The organism is Streptomyces rubradiris (assembly GCF_016860525.1).
GTDB classification, from domain to species: domain Bacteria; phylum Actinomycetota; class Actinomycetes; order Streptomycetales; family Streptomycetaceae; genus Streptomyces; species Streptomyces rubradiris.
Window position 1 is genome coordinate 2,246,661 of sequence record NZ_BNEA01000015.1, and the last position, 16,732, is coordinate 2,263,392.

General features: G+C 73.5%; 13 protein-coding genes. 2 read left to right on the forward strand and 11 right to left on the reverse strand.

What is annotated here, in order from left to right:
* From Srubr_RS23075 to Srubr_RS23085, 3 genes are read right to left on the reverse strand one after another with little or no spacing between them, the layout of a single operon-like run.
* Positions 1–309: an AzlD domain-containing protein gene (locus Srubr_RS23075; RefSeq protein WP_189997308.1), complete on the reverse strand. Its 309-nt coding sequence runs from the start codon at positions 307–309 to the stop codon at positions 1–3.
* Entirely contained in the window at positions 306–1,115 is an 810-nt protein-coding gene (locus Srubr_RS23080) for an AzlC family ABC transporter permease (protein WP_229926813.1), read from the reverse strand. The genes Srubr_RS23075 and Srubr_RS23080 overlap by 4 nt, the downstream gene beginning before the upstream one ends.
* Positions 1,112–2,017, reverse strand: a complete 906-nt coding sequence (locus tag Srubr_RS23085) for an AraC family transcriptional regulator (protein ID WP_189997309.1) — start codon at positions 2,015–2,017, stop codon at positions 1,112–1,114. The genes Srubr_RS23080 and Srubr_RS23085 overlap by 4 nt, the downstream gene beginning before the upstream one ends.
* A gap of 131 nt (positions 2,018–2,148) precedes the next feature.
* Here Srubr_RS23085 and Srubr_RS23090 point away from each other — a divergent pair, with 131 nt between their 5' ends.
* Together Srubr_RS23090 and Srubr_RS23095 are read left to right on the forward strand one after the other, a co-directional pair.
* Complete coding sequence (locus Srubr_RS23090) at positions 2,149–7,383, forward strand: ATP-dependent helicase (protein ID WP_189997310.1); 5,235 nt, start codon at positions 2,149–2,151, stop codon at positions 7,381–7,383.
* Between the two features lie 61 nt (positions 7,384–7,444).
* Positions 7,445–8,296, forward strand: a complete 852-nt coding sequence (locus tag Srubr_RS23095) for an Fpg/Nei family DNA glycosylase (protein ID WP_189997311.1) — start codon at positions 7,445–7,447, stop codon at positions 8,294–8,296.
* Positions 8,297–8,411: 115 nt separating this feature from the next.
* On the opposite strand, the gene Srubr_RS23100 is transcribed toward Srubr_RS23095, so the two are convergent.
* The 8 genes from Srubr_RS23100 to Srubr_RS23135 all read right to left on the reverse strand — a co-directional run bounded on the left by Srubr_RS23100 (position 8,412) and on the right by Srubr_RS23135 (position 16,709).
* The gene (locus Srubr_RS23100; protein ID WP_189997312.1) at positions 8,412–8,690 is read right to left on the reverse strand and encodes a hypothetical protein; all 279 of its coding nucleotides are present in this window, start codon (positions 8,688–8,690) and stop codon (positions 8,412–8,414) included.
* 128 nt (positions 8,691–8,818) lie between these two features.
* A complete protein-coding gene (locus Srubr_RS23105) occupies positions 8,819–9,289 on the reverse strand; it encodes a Dps family protein (RefSeq protein WP_189997313.1) in 471 nt (156 codons plus the stop codon).
* A 196-nt stretch (positions 9,290–9,485) separates the two neighbouring features.
* Positions 9,486–9,851, reverse strand: a complete 366-nt coding sequence (locus Srubr_RS23110; protein WP_030608842.1) for a helix-turn-helix domain-containing protein — start codon at positions 9,849–9,851, stop codon at positions 9,486–9,488.
* Between the two features lie 109 nt (positions 9,852–9,960).
* Positions 9,961–10,506, reverse strand: a complete 546-nt coding sequence (locus tag Srubr_RS23115; RefSeq protein WP_030785593.1) for a CinA family protein — start codon at positions 10,504–10,506, stop codon at positions 9,961–9,963.
* Entirely contained in the window at positions 10,503–11,264 is a 762-nt protein-coding gene (pgsA, locus tag Srubr_RS23120; RefSeq protein ID WP_189997314.1) for a CDP-diacylglycerol--glycerol-3-phosphate 3-phosphatidyltransferase, read from the reverse strand. The genes Srubr_RS23115 and pgsA overlap by 4 nt, the downstream gene beginning before the upstream one ends.
* Positions 11,261–12,733, reverse strand: a complete 1,473-nt coding sequence (gene rimO / locus Srubr_RS23125; RefSeq protein WP_189997315.1) for a 30S ribosomal protein S12 methylthiotransferase RimO — start codon at positions 12,731–12,733, stop codon at positions 11,261–11,263. Before rimO ends, pgsA begins: the two co-directional genes overlap by 4 nt.
* Before the next feature lie 92 nt (positions 12,734–12,825).
* Positions 12,826–13,668, reverse strand: coding sequence for a helix-turn-helix domain-containing protein (locus Srubr_RS23130; protein WP_189997316.1), 843 nt, complete (start codon positions 13,666–13,668; stop codon positions 12,826–12,828).
* Positions 13,669–13,946: 278 nt separating this feature from the next.
* Positions 13,947–16,709 carry a DNA translocase FtsK gene (locus Srubr_RS23135; RefSeq protein WP_189997317.1) on the reverse strand — a complete coding sequence of 921 codons (2,763 nt, stop codon included), beginning with the start codon at positions 16,707–16,709 and terminating at the stop codon, positions 13,947–13,949.
* Positions 16,710–16,732 lie beyond the last annotated feature (23 nt).

Consider the following 16,732-nt stretch of genomic DNA (forward strand, 5'->3'; position numbering starts at 1 on the left):
TCACCCGCCGATGGCCCGCAGGCCCGCCGTCACCACCACGGCCGCCGCCACGACCAGCAGGAACGGCGCGCGCAGCAGTAGCGCCACGGCCGCGGTGCCGAGCCCCGCGGCCCGGGCGTCCAGCATGAGCACGGCCCCGTCGGCGAACGTCTGCTCGGCCGTGAGCGCGGCGAGCAGGGCGACCGGCAGCAGGGCGGCCAGCCGCCGCACGTACGGCCGCTCGACGGCGTGCGCCGGGACGAGCAGCCCGGCGAGCTTGACGGCGTAACAACCGACGGCGGTCCCGATGATCGCGATCCAGATGTTCACCGGCCCTCCTCCGCTCCGCTCGTCCCGCCCGTGCCCCGCGGTGCGCGCCGGGCGTCCGGTCCCGGCGGATCGTCGGTTGCGTCCCCGCCGGCACGGCCGCCACGCCGGGACTCGGCGACGAGGGCGAGCGGCGCCGCCAGTGCCGCCATCAGCACCGGCACGCCGGCCGGCAGCACCGGCAGCAGACCGAGGCCCAGCAGGACCGCGAGGCCCGCCACGGCGCGCTCGGTGGCCGTCTTCAGCATCGGCGCGAGCAGGGCCAGGAACACCGCGGGTCCCGCCGCGTCCAGGCCCCACGCGCGCGTGTCGCCGATCGCCTCGGCCCCCAGCGCGCCGAGCAGCGTGGTGAGGTTCCACAGCGCGTACAGGCTGAGGCCGGTGACCGTGAAGCCGATCCGCGCGGCCCGCCGGGTCGGCTGCGCCAGGGTCACCGCCGTGGTCTCGTCGATCACCCACTGGGCGGCCAGCGGCCGTAGTGCGCGCGGGAGGGCGAGCACCTGCGACAGGCGCAGCCCGTAGAAGGCGTTGCGCACGCCCAGGAAGAAGGCGCCGGCCGCGGCCGTGAACGGGTTGCCGCCGGCGGCCAGCGCCCCGACGAGGGCGAACTGTGAGGCGCCGGTGAACACCAGGAGGCTGAGCGCGCAGGTCTGGAGCAGCCCGAGTCCGCTGCCGGCCGAGGTCACCCCGAAGGCGAAGCCGGACAGGCCCACCGCGACGCCGACTCCCAGGGCGTCCCGTACGACGGCCGCGTCCGGCTTCTTCGTGCCATCGGCTGTCTGATCCGTGAGTGCTATGTGCTGTGTCACGCCCGGGACGGTACGGACGACGGCGGGCCCGCGTCTTGTACGTTCTTGCGCCCGCCTGGTACACGCCCCTGCCCGCCCGGGTTCGCGTGTTCCCGCTGGTACGCGCCCGGAGGCACGCCGACGATCCGGGTGAAGTGCCGGTTGAGGTGGGGCTGGTCGGTGAAGCCGACGGCGACGGCCGCCTCGGCGGGGGCCGTCCCCGCGTCCAGCAGCAGCCGGGCGCGGCGCACACGGGCGTCGGTCAGCCAGGTGTGCGGCGGCATGCCATAGGCGTCGCGGAACGCCCGCAGCAGGGCGAACGGGCTGGTCCCCAGGTCCCGGGCCAGCCGCTCCAGGGTCGGCGGCCGGGCCATCCGCTCCTCCAGCACGGCACGCGCGCGTGCGGCGGTCGGCGCGCCGGCCGTCCGGGTCCGCCGCTCGGGCAGCACACCGCCGTTCCGCCGCAGCAGCCTGGTCACGGCGATCCGCAGGAGCGTGTCGGCGGCCAGCGCGTTGCCCTCGTCGGTGGCGCGCAGCACCTGGTGGACCAGACGGGCGGCGTAGGGATCGTCGAGGACCGGGCTGACGAAGCCGGGCGTGCCCCGCAGGGTGGTGGTCTCCGCGGCGATCTCGGCGACGACGTCGGGCGAGGGGTACAGCGCGCCGTACCGCCAGCCTTCGGGCACCCCCGCCCGGCCGGTGTGCGGGGTGTCCGGGTTGACCAGCGCGAGCGCGCCCGCGCCCGCGGAGACGTCCGAGCCGCGGTGGTGGAAGACCTCGACACCGTCGGCTATGGCCGCGATGACGAAGTTCTCGTGGGTGTGCCGGATGAAGTTCTTGCGGATGTACCGGGCCCGCAGCAGGTCGACTCCGGGCAGCTCGGAGTACCGCCAGTGCCGTGCCCGCTCGCCTGAACCCGCCATGCGCCCATTGTCCCGTCCGGCCCGTCCGCCGCACGCCCCTTTTTCGGCTCCCACGCCCCGCACACACCCTCCCCTCCACCCCGTCTGCCCAGGTCAGGGCGATTGTCAGTGGGTGGGTGCACGATGGACGCATGGTCAGCTCCGCACGCCGAGCCCTGGACGGCTTCTCCCCCGCGACCCGCGGCTGGTTCACGGGGGCCTTCTCCGCGCCCACCGCCGCCCAGGCGGGCGCGTGGCAGGCCATCCGTGAGGGCTCGGACGTGCTGGTGGTCGCCCCGACCGGCTCGGGCAAGACGCTCGCCGCGTTCCTCGCCGCCCTGGACCAGCTGGCGTCGACGCCGCCCCCGGCCGACCCCAAGAAGCGCTGCCGGGTGCTGTATGTGTCCCCGCTGAAGGCCCTGGCGGTCGACGTGGAGCGCAATTTGCGCAGCCCGCTGACCGGCATCCGGCAGGAGTCGGTGCGGCTGGGCCTGCCCGAGCCCGAGATCAGGGTCGGCATCCGCTCCGGTGACACCCCGGCCGCCGAGCGTCGCGCCCTGTCCACCCGCCCGCCGGACATCCTGATCACCACTCCCGAGTCGCTGTTCCTGATGCTGACCTCGGCCACCCGCGACGCGCTCACGGGCGTGGAGACGGTGATCCTGGACGAGGTGCACGCGGTCGCGGGCACCAAGCGCGGCGCGCATCTCGCGCTCTCCCTGGAGCGGCTGGACGAGCTGCTGCCGAAGCCCGCCCGCCGGATCGGCCTGTCGGCGACCGTGCGCCCGGTGGACGAGGTGGCCCGCTATCTGTCGCCGCGCCGCAAGGTGGAGATCGTCCAGCCGGAGTCCGGCAAGGAGTTCGACCTCTCCGTGGTCGTCCCGGTCGAGGACATGGGCGAGCTGGGGGGTGCCCCGGCCGCCGACGCCGCCGAGGGCGGGGAGCGGCCGTCGATCTGGCCGCATGTGGAGGAGCGGATCGCCGACCTGGTGCAGGCCCACCGGTCCACGATCGTCTTCGCCAACTCCCGCCGCCTGGCGGAGCGGCTGTGCAACCGGCTCAACGAGATCGCGTACGAACGGGCGACCGGCGAGACCCTGGCCGAGCACCACGCCCCCGCCCAGCTGATGGGCGGCTCGGGCGCGGCCCAGGGCGCGCCGCCGGTGATCGCCCGCGCGCACCACGGCTCGGTCTCCAAGGAGCAGCGCGCCCTGGTCGAGGAGGACCTGAAGGCCGGCCGGCTGCCCGCGGTGGTGGCGACCTCCAGCCTGGAACTGGGCATCGACATGGGTGCCGTCGACCTCGTCGTCCAGGTCGAGTCCCCGCCGTCGGTCGCCTCCGGCCTCCAGCGGGTGGGCCGCGCGGGCCACCAGGTCGGCGCCGTCTCGACCGGTGTCGTCTTCCCGAAGTACCGGGGCGACCTGGTCCAGGCGGCCGTGGTCACCGAACGGATGCGCTCGGGTGCCATCGAGTCGCTGAAGGTGCCCGCGAACCCGCTGGACGTGCTCGCGCAACAACTGGTGGCCATGACGGCGCTGGACACCTGGCAGTTCGACGACCTGCTGGCCGTGGTCCGCCGCGCGGCCCCGTTCGCCTCGCTGCCCGAGTCGGCGTTCACGGCGGTGCTGGACATGCTCGCGGGCCGCTATCCGTCCGACGCGTTCGCGGAGCTGCGCCCGCGCGTGGTGTGGGACCGGATGGCCGGCACGGTCACCGGCCGCCCCGGCGCCCAGCGCCTGGCCGTCACCTCCGGGGGCACGATCCCGGATCGTGGTCTGTTCGGGGTCTTCCTCGCCGGTTCCGACCCCAAGAAGGGCGGCGGCCGGGTCGGCGAGCTGGACGAGGAGATGGTCTACGAGTCCCGCGTGGGCGATGTCTTCACGCTGGGCACGAGTTCCTGGCGGATCGAGGACATCACGCGCGACCGGGTCCTGGTCTCGCCCGCACCGGGCGTGCCGGGCCGGTTGCCCTTCTGGAAGGGCGACCAGCTGGGCCGCCCGCTGGAGCTGGGCCGCGCGGTGGGCGCGTTCCTGCGCGAGGTCGGCTCGCTGCCCCGGGACGACGCGCGGCTGCGGCTGCTGGCGGCCGGCCTGGACGCGTGGGCGGCGGACAACGTGCTGTCGTACCTGAGCGAACAGCGCGAGGCCTGCGGTCACATCCCCGACGACCGCACGATCGTCGTGGAGCGGTTCCGCGACGAGCTGGGTGACTGGCGGGTCGTCGTGCACTCGCCCTTCGGCGCCCAGGTCCACGCCCCCTGGGCGCTCGCCCTCGGCGCCCGCCTGTCCGAGCGGTACGGCATGGACGCGCAGGTCATGCACGCCGACGACGGCATCGTGCTGCGCCTGCCCGACGCCGATCTGCTGGGCCTGGACCTGCTCGACCAGGAGCCGACGAAGGCGGGCACCGCCTACGACAGCGAGCAGGCCCCGGTCGGCGCGGCGGACGTCGCCTTCGACAAGGGCGAGGTCGACCAGATCGTCACCGACCAGGTCGGCGGCTCGGCGCTGTTCGCCTCGCGGTTCCGGGAGTGCGCCGCCCGCGCGCTGCTGCTGCCGCGCCGCAACCCCGGCAAGCGCACTCCGCTGTGGCAGCAGCGCCAGCGCGCCGCCCAGCTGCTCCAGGTGGCGAGCGAGTTCGGCTCGTTCCCGATCGTCCTGGAGGCCGTCCGCGAATGTCTCCAGGACGTCTTCGACGTGCCCGGGCTGGCCGAGCTGATGGGCGACATCGAGTCCCGCAAGGTGCGCCTGGTCGAGGTCACCACCCCCGAGCCGTCCCCCTTTGCCCGCTCCCTGCTCTTCGGGTACGTCGCCCAGTTCCTGTACGAGGGCGACTCCCCGCTGGCCGAGCGCCGCGCCGCCGCGCTGTCCCTGGACTCGCGGCTGCTGGCCGAGCTGCTGGGCCAGGCGGAGCTGCGCGAACTGCTCGACGCCGACGTGCTGACCGAGCTGGAGCGCGAGCTGCAGTGGCTCACGGAGGACCGCCGGGTCAAGGACGTCGAGGGCGTCGCCGACGTGCTCCGGCTGCTCGGCCCGCTGACCGACGCGGAGCTGGCGGCGCGGGGCGCGGACCCGGAGTGGGCGCGTGAGCTGGCCGGGGCGCGCCGGGCCATCAAGGTGCGGATCGCGGGCACCGACCACTGGGCGGCCGTGGAGGACGCGGGCCGGCTGCGCGACGCGCTCGGCACGGCGCTGCCGGTCGGTGTCCCGGAGGCGTTCACCGAGCCGGTCAAGGACCCGCTGGGTGACCTCCTCGCGCGCCATGCCCGTACGCACGGCCCGTTCACCTCGGCCGCCGCGGCGGCCCGGTTCGGGCTCGGCGTCGCGGTCACCGAGGGCGCGCTGCAACGGCTGGCCGCGGCCGGCCGGGTCGTCCAGGGCGAGTTCCATCCGGCCGGCATCGGCCAGGAGTGGTGCGACGCGGCCGTGCTGCGCCGGTTGCGCCGCCGCTCGCTGGCGGCCCTGCGGCACGAGCTGGAGCCGGTGCCGCCCGCCGCGCTCGCCCAGTTCCTGCCGCAGTGGCAGCACATCGGCAGGGGCCACGAGCTGCGCGGCGTCGACGGTCTGGTGCGGGCCGTCGAGCAGTTGCAGGGCGCTTCCGTGCCCGCCTCCGCGCTGGAGAAGCTGGTCCTGCCCTCCCGCGTGGCTGGTTACACGCCCTCGATGCTCGACGAGCTGACCGCCGCGGGAGAGGTGGTGTGGGCCGGTGCGGGCGCCCTGCCCGGCAAGGACGGCTGGGTCTCCCTGTATCTGGCGGACGCGGCCCCGCTGCTGCTCCCGGCACCGCACCCGCTGGAGCTGACCGCGCTCCACCAGTCCGTCCTCGACGCCCTCTCCGGCGGGTACGGCCTGTTCTTCCGGCAGATCGCCGACCAGGTCCGCGCCACCACCCACCCGGAGGTCACCGATCCCCAGCTGGCAGACGCCCTGTGGGACCTCGCCTGGTCCGGCCGGCTCACCAACGACACCCTCGCGCCGATGCGCGCCCTGCTGGGCTCCGGCCGTACGGCGGGCTCGACCGCGCACCGCGCCAAGCGCGCCGTCCCGCGCGGGCGCTACGGCTCCCTGACGGCCGCCGCGCGCACCGCCTCCCGCACCGGCCCGCCGACCGTCGCGGGCCGCTGGTCGCTGCTGCCGGCGGCCGAGCCGGACGCCACGGTGCGCGCGCACGCGCTGGCCCGTACGCTCCTGGACCGGCACGGCGTGGTCACCCGGGGCGCGGTCGCCGCGGAAGGTGTCGAGGGCGGTTTCTCCGCGGTGTACCGGGTGCTGTCGGTGTTCGAGGAGAGCGGCCAGGCCCGGCGCGGTTACGTGGTGGAGGGGCTGGGCGCGGCCCAGTTCGCGATGGACGGCGCCGTGGATCGCCTGCGCGCGGTGGCGAACGCCCGCGAGCGCACCGAGGGCCTGCCCGCCCCGGCCGACCGGAACGGCTTCGCCACCCCGGGCACGACGAACGGCTCCGGCACGGCGGGCACCGCGAACGGTTTCGACCCCCGAGGCTCGGCGAGTGGCTTCGACGCCCCGGGGCCGGGAAACGGCTTCGGCCGAACGGACCCGGCGAGCGGCTTCGGCACCCCGGGACCCGCGGACGGCTTCGGCGCCCCAGGTGCCGCGAACGGCTTCGCCGAGCAAGGCTTCCCGGACCCGTTCGACAGCCCCCGGGGCCCCCAGGGAGCCCTGGAAGCCCACGCGCCCCACCGCTCCGACGGCGGCCCGCACGACCATGCCACCGCCCCCGGTCCCTTCGACGCGGCCGACGGCGGCTTCACCCACCCCGGTCTGGACGGTGACTTCACCTGGCCCCCGGACGACCACGCCGGTGCCGGCGGCGACCCGTTCCCGTCCCACGGCCCCGTGGACCCGTTCGCCTCACCCGGCTACGGCGGCCCCCGCGGCAACAGCCCCGCCTACGGCCCGGGCCCTGGCGCCTCCCCCGGCACGGCCCCGCACCGCGCCCGCGGTGGCTACGGCCACGGCCGTACGGGCACCGCTCCCGACCCCCGCGCCGTGGTCCTCGCCGCTGCCGACCCCGCGAACGCCTACGGTTCCGCGCTGCCCTGGCCGGAGCCGCCGGCCGGAGCCGGGCACAAACCGGGCCGGAAGGCGGGTGCGCTGGTGGTACTGGTGGACGGCGAGCTGACGCTCTACATGGAACGCGGCGGCAAGACGCTGCTGGCCTGGCCCGCCGCCCCGGACACCGCCACGACGGGCGACCCCCGCCTGCGCGCGGCCGCCGAGGCGCTGGCCACGGCGGCCCGCGCGGGCGCGCTCGGCACGGTCACGGTGGAACGGATCAACGGCGCCCAGGCCCTGACGTCCCCCATAGGCGCCCTCCTGGAGACGGCCGGGTTCGTGGCGACACCGCGCGGCCTGCGCCTGAGACCGTGAGGCCGCCCGGGCCCCCACGACGGCACCCGCACCTGTGACACCCGCGTGGCAGGCTTGAGGCATGCCCGAAGGTGACACGGTCTGGCAGGCCGCGCGGCGACTGCACGAGGCCCTCGCCGGCGAGGTGCTGACCCGCAGCGACTTCCGCGTGCCCAAGTACGCGACGGTGGACCTGGCCGGCCGCGCGGTGCTGAACACCGTCCCACGCGGCAAACACCTGCTGACCCGCTTCGAGGACGGCCTGACCCTGCACACCCATCTGCGGATGGAGGGCACGTGGAAGGTGTACGACGCGGGCGAGCGCTGGCGGGGCGGGCCGGCCCACCAGATCCGCGCCGTCCTGTCCACCGCCGACCGCGCGGCCGTCGGCTACCGCCTCCAGGTCCTGGAGCTGCTGCGCACGGCCGACGAGGAGCGGGTCGTCGGCCACCTCGGCCCCGACCTGCTCGGCCCGGACTGGGACCCCGAGCGCGCCCTGGCCAACCTCCTGGCGGACCCCGCCCGGCCGCTCGGCGAAGCCCTGCTGGACCAGCGCAATCTGGCAGGCATCGGCAACATCTACAAGAGCGAGCTGTGCTTCCTGCTCGGCGTGACCCCGTGGCTGCCCGTCGGCGCGCTCCCCGCCGACCGCGCCCGGAAGCTGCCCGGCCTGGCCAAGCGGCTGCTGGAGGCGAACCGCGACCGCCCGGTCCGGCAGACCACCGGCGTGCACCGACACGACCTGTTCGTCTACGGCCGCGCGCCCCGGCCGTGCCTGCGCTGTCACACCTCCGTCCGGGTGGCCGACCAGGGCGACGGTTCCCAGGACCGCCCCACCTACTGGTGCCCCACCTGCCAGCCGGGCCCCGCCCCGGCACCCGGCTCCCCGCAGCGCTGGCGGGAGAAGTACCCCCGCCGCCCCCGCACCCCCTGAGCGGCCCGCTCGATCACCGAGGCCGTGACGCCCCGCAGGACACCGCTGGGCCGGGTCGGCGAGCCGGGCGGCGTGACGCACTCGATGCTGCACCCGGCATCGGACGCATGCGGATTCATGACGGATCGGATGCTCCGCCTGAACGGGTGTGTGGCGATGCCCTGCTGACGTCCCCGGCCCGCCAGGCGGCCTCCCAGCGTCCGGGCGGCACCGCCCCGGCCGCGCGCGCCTTGGGCACGCAGTGCACGGGCAGCAGGCTCAGCCCCCAGCCGCCGGCCGCGACGGCCGCTTCCAGCACGCCCGAGCCCTCCCCCACGGCCAGCCGCAGCGCGGCCCACCACCACAGGGCCCCGAGCCCGAGCGCGCCCCCCCAGCGCACTATGCGTCCTGCCATGCCCGCCATCACCTCCAGCCGGACGCTAGACCGTCGTCCGCCCCGCGCGGGAGGCGCACCACGGGCTCACCGATGCACCACCGGACCACTCGGCGCCGGCAAACCGTGGAATGGCCCCGGCCGCCCCGCTACGCGTTCTCCGCCTGGAACATCCAGTGGTGCTTCTCCAGATCCGCGGTGATCGCGATGAGGAGGTCCTGGGACACCGGATCGGGCGTCTCGGTCGCGGTCACCCGTTCCCGCATCCGGGTGATCACCGAGCCCAGCGCGTCCACCATCGCCGAGACCGCGTCCGTGTCCTTGATCCAGCCCGCCGGTGCCGTCTTGATGCCGCTGCCGGAGGCCACCGTGGCGGCGCGGCCGTCGGGCGGTACGCCCAGCGCCGAGGCCCGCTCGGCGACCGTGTCGGAGTGGGTGCGGGCGGAAGCGACGACCTCGTCCAGCTGGAGGTGGATGGAGCGGAACCGGGGGCCGACTATGTTCCAGTGGATCTGCTTGCCGGTCAGCGCGAGGTCCACCAGGTCCATCAGGGCGCCCTGGAGCGCCTCGGACACGACCTTCAGGTCCGCGTCGGCCAACGAGCTCTTCACGACGTACATCCGTTTCCTCCGGTGCTTCGGCGCCGTCACGTCCCTCCCCACGATGACCGCACGACACAACACCGGCAAACGGGATCTACTCGGAGAAAAGCCTCTATGGGCAGACAAGAAGCCCCGGCCGGGCTGTCCGGAGAGATCCGGAGGGGCCCTGCCGGGGCTTCGTTCGTTCAGGGTTGTCAGGCCGCGCGCGCGGACCTCACGCCGCGACCACGTCCGCGGGCGCCTTGATGGTCACCCGTTCCGGTGGCACACCGGTCACCGACACGGAACCCAGCATCGGCCGGACCGGCGTGGGCACAGGCTCGGTGGCGCGGGCGGACTGGGCCAGTTCGGCGAGCGCCAGCTCATCGCTCACTTCCCGCATGAGTTCCGACATCCGTACGTCCAGCGCGTCGCAGATGGCGGCGAGCAGCTCGGAGGAAGCCTCCTTCTGCCCCCGCTCCACCTCGGAGAGATAGCCGAGTGAGACTCGGGCGGACGAGGAGACTTCGCGCAGAGTACGGCCCTGGCGTTGGCGCTGCCGACGCAGCACGTCACCCAGCAGGCGACGGAGCAGAATCATCGGTGGCTCCCTCCTCGGACCGCGTAGCCGCATCCTTCTCGCCCCACCGTACCGCCTAGCGCCGCGGCCGTGCGGGGAGCGATGTCGTGTTCACTCAGGGCTGCAAACATCAAAACCCCCCGTTCCGTTCCGTATCCTGTGCCCGCTCATTCCCAGTCTGTTCGCCCGCAAGCTGCTCCAGCAGCACTGCGAGTACGCTCCGTACACTCTCCATACGAATTTCCGCACGGCCGCCGTTCAACCGCAGCGCCCGGACTTTTCCGCCACCGGCAGAACCGGACCGGCCGGTGAGGGGTCCGTCCACGGCCACGAAGACCGTCCCGACGGGCTTGCCGTCCTGCGGGTCGGGGCCTGCCACTCCGGTGGTCGCGATGCCCCAGTCGGCGCCGAGAAGCGTGCGGACTCCGGCCGCCATCTGCCCCGCGACCTGCGGATCCACCGCGCCCCGCTGGGCCAGCAGAGAACCGTCGACGCCGAGCAGCCCGTGCTTGAGCTCGGTGGCATAGGCGGTGACCGAGCCCCGGAACACCCGGGACGCCCCGGGCACCCCGGTGATCTCCGCCGCCACCAGGCCACCGGTCAGCGACTCGGCGACGGCAAGGGTCTCGCCCCTCACGGTCAGTAGTCGCACCAGTTCGGTGGCCTGGGAGCTCACGCGTTCTTCTCCTCCAACGCCGCAGCGCGCTCGGCGATTCCCCGCCGGCGCAGCACAATGGCTTGTCTTACGTAGTCGAGACCCGTCACGACCGTGAGGACGACCGCCGCGGCCATCACCCAGAACCTCAGGGTGGCCAGCCACCCCGTCAGCGCCAGGACGTACATGCCCACGGCCACGCCCTGGGTGAGGGTCTTCAGCTTGCCGCCGCGGCTGGCGGGGATCACGCCGTAGCGAATGACCAGAAAACGCAGCAGGGTGATGCCCAGTTCCCGGCCGAGGATGACGACCGTCACCCACCAGGGCAGGTCGCCCAAGGCCGACAGACAGATGAGCGCCGCCCCCATGATCGCCTTGTCGGCGATGGGGTCGGCGATCTTCCCGAAGTCGGTGACCAGGTTGTACGTCCGCGCCAGATGCCCGTCGAACAGGTCGGTGATCATGGCGATGGCGAAGGCGGCCCAGGCCAGCGAGCGCCAGGCCGGGTCGTAGCCGCCGTCCGCGAGCATCAGCGCCACGAAACCGGGCACCAGCAGCAGCCGCAGCATGGTCAGCAGATTGGCGACGTTCCAGACACTGGCCTGGTTGACGGCCGCAGCGGTGATCTTGCCGCCACGGGCGGCCTTGCCGCCCTCGTCGGCGGGACCTGGAGCAGAACCGGAGACCTCGGACCGGGCGCCGTCGGCAGCGGCGGCGGTGCCCCGGGCGCGGTGCGCGCCGGAGGAGCCGCCCGCGGCGGATGCCGGGACTCCGGTCATCTGCCCGCCTCCTCACTACACGCGAGCGAGCCGGCCAGCGGCTCGGCCACCAGGTCGACACCTTCCGTACCGACCACCTTCGCCTCGACCATACGTCCGACGGTCAGGCCCTCGCCGCTCGTGAGCAGCACCTGGCCGTCGGTCTCCGGCGCCTGGTGCGCGGCACGGCCGTGCACGCCCTCCTCCTCGTCCACCGACTCCACCAGGACCCGCACGGTCTCGCCGACACGCTCCTCGGCACGCTGTGAGACCAGCTCCTCGGCCAGCCGGGAGATGTGGGCCAGGCGCTCGGCGACGACGTCCTCGTCCAGCTTGGTGTCGTACGTCGCCGCTTCCGTGCCCTCCTCGTCGGAGTAGCCGAACACGCCGATGGCGTCCAGCCGGGCGCCGTTCAGGAAGCGCTCCAGTTCGGCCAGGTCCGACTCGGTCTCGCCGGGGAAGCCGACGATGAAGTTGGAGCGCACGCCGGCCTCGGGGGCCTTGCTCCGGATGGTGTCGAGCAGCTCCAGGAAGCGGTCGGTGTCGCCGAAGCGGCGCATGGCGCGCAGCACGTTCGGCGCGGAGTGCTGGAAGGACAGGTCGAAGTACGGGGCGACCTTGGGCGTCGAGGTCAGGACGTCGATCAGTCCGGGGCGCATCTCGGCCGGCTGGAGGTAACTCACCCGGACCCGCTCGATGCCGTCCACTGCGGCCAGCTCCGGCAGCAGGGACTCCAGCAGGCGGATGTCGCCCAGGTCCTTGCCGTAGGAGGTGTTGTTCTCGGAGACCAGCATGATCTCCTTCACGCCCTGCTCGGCCAGCCAGCGGGTTTCGTTCAGGACGTCGCTGGGGCGGCGGGAGATGAAGGAGCCGCGGAAGGACGGGATGGCGCAGAAGGAGCAGCGCCGGTCGCAGCCCGAGGCGACCTTGACCGAGGCGACCGGGGAGCCGTCCAGGCGGCGGCGCAGCGGCGCGCGGGGCCCGGAGGCGGGGGCGATGCCCTCCGGCAGGTCGGCCGGGGCGTGGCCGGGCAGCGCGACGGACGCTGCCGACTCCTGCCGCTCGGCCGGGCTGATCGGCAGCAGCTTGCGCCGGTCGCGCGGGGTGTGGGAGGCGTGGATGCCGCCGGACAGGATGGTCTGCAGGCGGTCGGAGATGTCCGTGTAGTCGTCGAAGCCGAGCACGCCGTCGGCCTCGGGCAGCGCCTCGGCCAGTTCCTTGCCGTACCGCTCGGCCATGCAGCCCACCGCCACGACGGCCTGGGTTCTCCCGTGGCCCTTGAGATCGTTGGCCTCCAGCAGGGCGTCGACGGAGTCCTTCTTCGCGGCCTCCACGAAGCCACAGGTGTTGACCACGGCGACGTCGGCGTCCGCGGCGTCGTCCACGAGCTGCCAGCCGTCCGCCTCCAAACGGCCTGCGAGCTCCTCGGAATCCACCTCGTTACGAGCGCAGCCGAGAGTGACGAGTGCGACGGTACGGCGTTCAGGCATGTGCTCAAGACTACTTTGTCTCACCCACAGCCCATGTCGACGGGGTTGGCCGGGCCCGGCCGACTCCGTCACATCCCGCGGGATGTGGCCCGTCAGCCCGCCACGGGGTCGCCCTTGGTGTAGGTGAGGCGCTCGACGGCGCCGGGCCGGAAGGTGTCCTCGATCTTCTTGCCGTTGACGTACAGCTCGATCGCGCCCGCGTCACCGAGGATGAGGTTGATCTTGGAGTTGTCCTGGAAGGTCTTCGACTGGCCCTGCTTGAGCAGCCCGTCGAAGAGCATCCGCCCGTTGTGGTCCTTGGCGGAGATCCAGCTGCGACCGTTGGGCGCGCTGACCTGGACGGTCACCTTGTCCTGGGGGGCGGCGGCGATGGCGCTGTCGGAGGGCTCGCCGGTGGGCCGGGCCGGCTTGTCCTTCTTCGGCGGGGCCGGGGCGCTCGTGCCGGCGCTGGACGGGCTGCCCTCGGCGACCTGGGACTTGGAGTCGCCGGAGGAGGAGCCGCCCTTGAACGCGGTGAACCCGACGAACCCGATCACGACGACGATGGCGGCGACCATCGCCGCCGTCCAGTTCGGGCCGCGCCGCTCGGGCCGGATCCGCTCCGCCTCGAACAGCGGTGCGGCGGGGGTGGGCGCGGGACGGCCGCCGTGCTCGGCGTCGTACTGGGCGATCAGCGGCTCGGGGTCGAGGCGGACGGCCCTGGCCAGCGAGCGGATGTGCCCCCGGGCGTACACGTCGCCGCCGCAGGGGGCGAAGTCGTCCGCCTCGATGGCGCGCACGATGGCGATACGGACCCGGGTGGCGGTGCTGACGTCGTCCACGGTCAGCCCGGCCGCGATCCGCGCCTGCTTCAGGGCGCGGCCCACGGAAGGCCGGGCTTCCTGGGACTGGTCTCGGAACGGACGCTCGTCTTCAGGGGAGTTGCCGATGGACACGGGGGCGCCTTTCGAGGTGTAGCCACCTGTGCTGGAAGCTCAGTCTAGGGGGGTGACGAAAGGGTGGGACAACCGGACGGTATGACTTTGTACGCCAATGGATTGGCACGACATGCCGATGGTCGGACAAGCAGGTACCCCTGGGCGAGGCCCTTACCTGACCTTTCGCTCAACTGGACGTGCGACAAACCCAAACGGTTGCCCCATGCCCCCTAACGGGTGGGTCACGGCCGCTCGGCCACCCGGCGCAACCGGGCTGGTCCGAACGGCCCTCCGCGTCACCCCTCGGTCTCGCCGCGGATCAACGCGAGCACCCCGTCCAGCTCGTCCGGCTTCACCAGGACGTCCCGCGCCTTGGAGCCCTCGCTCGGCCCGACGATGTTGCGGGACTCCATGAGGTCCATCAGTCGCCCCGCCTTGGCGAAGCCGACGCGCAGCTTGCGCTGGAGCATGGACGTCGACCCGAACTGGGTGGAGACGACCAGCTCGGCGGCCTGGCACAACAGGTCGAGGTCGTCGCCGATGTCCTCGTCGATCTCCTTCTTCTGCTTGGTGCCCACGGTGACGTCGTCCCGGAAGACGGGCGCCATCTGCTCCTTGCAGTGCCGGACGACGTCCGCGACCTCCTCCTCGGTCACGAACGCGCCCTGCATACGGGTCGGCTTGTTCGCGCCCATCGGCAGGAACAGGCCGTCACCCTTGCCGATCAGCTTCTCGGCGCCCGGCTGGTCGAGGATGACCCGCGAGTCGGCCAGCGAGGAGGTGGCGAACGCCAGCCGGGAGGGCACGTTGGCCTTGATCAGACCGGTGACCACGTCGACCGACGGGCGCTGGGTGGCGAGCACCAGATGGATGCCGGCCGCTCGCGCGAGCTGCGTGATGCGCACGATGGCGTCCTCGACGTCCCGCGGGGCGACCATCATCAGGTCGGCCAGCTCGTCCACGATCACCAGCAGGTACGGGTACGGCTGGAGCTCGCGCTCGCTGCCCGGCGGCGGCTCGACCTTGCCCTCGCGCACCGCGCGGTTGAAGTCGTCGATGTGCCGGTAGCCGTAGGCGGCCAGGTCGTCATACCTGAGGTCCATCTCGCGGACCACCCACTGCAGCGCCTCGGCGGCCCGCTTGGGGTTGGTGATGATCGGCGTGATCAGGTGCGGGATGCCCTCGTAGGCGGTCAGCTCCACGCGCTTGGGGTCGACCAGGATCATCCGGACGTCCTCCGGGGTCGCCCGCATCATCACCGAGGTGATCAGGCAGTTGATGCAGGACGACTTGCCGGAGCCGGTGGCGCCGGCGACCAGCATGTGCGGCATCTTCGCCAGCGAGTGCATGACGTACCCGCCCTCGACGTCCTTGCCGAAGGCGACCAGCATCGGGTCGTCGTCCTCGGCGGACTCCGCGAGGCGCAGCACGTCGCCGAGGTTGACCATCTCCCGGTCGGTGTTGGGGATCTCGATGCCCACCGCGGACTTGCCGGGGATGGGGCTGATGATCCGCACGTCCGGGCTGGCCACCGCGTAGGCGATGTTCTTGGTCAGCGCGGTGATCCGCTCGACCTTCACGGCGGGGCCCAGTTCCACCTCGTAGCGGGTGACCGTCGGGCCGCGGGTGAAGCCGGTGACGGCCGCGTCGACCTTGAACTCGGTGAAGACCTGGGTGAGCGAGGCGACGACCGCGTCGTTGGCGGCGCTGCGCGCCTTGCCGGGGCCGCCCCGCCGGAGCAGGTCCAGGGAGGGCAGCGCGTAGGTGATGTCCCCGGACAGCTGGAGCTGTTCCGCCCGCGCGGGCAGCTCACGGGGCGCCTCGGGGGCCTTCTTCGTCAGGTCGGGTACGGCCTTGGTCAGATCCGGTACGGCCGCGGGCTTGGGCTTCTCCTGCTTCGGGCGGGCGGCGGGCACCGGTGCGGGGGCGGGTGTGGGCACCGGGGTGGTGTCCTCGCGCTCGCCCGCGCCCACGCCCTGGGTGAGGTCGGCGACCAGCGGGGAGGGCGGCATGCCGTGCAGCACGGCGCCGTCCAGCGCGGCGGCGGCCGCCGCGGCGACGTCCACGGCGTCCGGCTGCCGCTGCGGATCCGGCTGGGGCACCGCGGAGCGCCTGGGGCGCCCTCGGCGCTGCGCCAGGGCCGCGGCCTCGGCGCCCTCGGGGTCGTACGCCTGGGGGGCGCCGGAGCGCCTGCGCGGGCGCGCGGGCGCCGCCTCCCGCCACTGCTCGTCGTAGGCCCCCTCCTCGACGGCGAACCGGTCCGCCTCGTGGTCGTGCAGCACGCCCAGCACTACACCGAGCCGCCGCAGCCGCTGCGGGATGGCGTTGACCGGGGTCGCGGTCACCACGAGCAGCCCGAAGATCGTCAGCAGCACCAGCAGGGGTACGGCGAGCACCTCGGTCATGGTGTACGTCAGCGGGGTGGCCGCGGCCCAGCCGATGAGGCCGCCGGCGTCCCTTATGCCCTGCATGCCGGCGCTGCGCGCGGGCGAGCCGCAGGCGACGTGGACCTGGCCGAGCACGCCGACGACGAGCGCGGACAGGCCGATCACGATCCGTCCGTTGGCCTCCGGCTTCTCCGGGTGCCGGATGAACCGTACGGCGATCACCGCGAGCAGTATCGGCACCAGCAGGTCGAGTCGGCCGAAGGCGCCGGTGACGAGGATCTCCACCAGGTCGCCGACGGGCCCGCGCAGGTCCGCCCAGGTGCCCGCGGCGACGATCAGCGCGATGCCGAGCAGCAGCAGCGCGACGCCGTCCTTGCGATGGGCCGGGTCGAGGTTCTTCGCGCCCTGCCCTATGCCGCGGAAGACGGCGCCGACGGCGTGCGCGAGGCCCAGCCAGAGGGCGCGCACCACCCGGTAGACGCCCCCGGTGGGGCTGGGCGCCGGCTTCGGCGGCGCGGACTTCCTCGCCACGGCCTTCTTGGCGGGCGCCTTCTTGGCCGGGGCCTTCTTGGCCGGGGCCTTCTTCGCGGCGGCCTTCTTCGCCGGAGCCTTCGCGGGAGCAGCGGCCTTCTTGGCGGGCTGCTTCTTGGCTGCGGAGGGACGTGAGGCCATGGGTGTGAGGTTACCGGGGGAGA

What these genes read in the sequence shown, in the direction of transcription:
- Srubr_RS23110 (WP_030608842.1), bottom strand. Translation starts at nt 9,851, where the DNA reads ATGATTCTGCTCCGTCGCCTGCTGGGTGACGTGCTGCGTCGGCAGCGC.
- pgsA (WP_189997314.1), bottom strand. Translation starts at nt 11,264, where the DNA reads ATGACCGGAGTCCCGGCATCCGCCGCGGGCGGCTCCTCCGGCGCGCAC.
- Srubr_RS23135 (WP_189997317.1), bottom strand. Translation starts at nt 16,709, where the DNA reads ATGGCCTCACGTCCCTCCGCAGCCAAGAAGCAGCCCGCCAAGAAGGCC.
- Srubr_RS23085 (WP_189997309.1), bottom strand. Translation starts at nt 2,017, where the DNA reads ATGGCGGGTTCAGGCGAGCGGGCACGGCACTGGCGGTACTCCGAGCTG.
- Srubr_RS23105 (WP_189997313.1), bottom strand. Translation starts at nt 9,289, where the DNA reads ATGTACGTCGTGAAGAGCTCGTTGGCCGACGCGGACCTGAAGGTCGTG.
- Srubr_RS23095 (WP_189997311.1), top strand. Translation starts at nt 7,445, where the DNA reads ATGCCCGAAGGTGACACGGTCTGGCAGGCCGCGCGGCGACTGCACGAG.
- Srubr_RS23100 (WP_189997312.1), bottom strand. Translation starts at nt 8,690, where the DNA reads ATGGCAGGACGCATAGTGCGCTGGGGGGGCGCGCTCGGGCTCGGGGCC.
- Srubr_RS23090 (WP_189997310.1), top strand. Translation starts at nt 2,149, where the DNA reads ATGGTCAGCTCCGCACGCCGAGCCCTGGACGGCTTCTCCCCCGCGACC.
- rimO (WP_189997315.1), bottom strand. Translation starts at nt 12,733, where the DNA reads ATGCCTGAACGCCGTACCGTCGCACTCGTCACTCTCGGCTGCGCTCGT.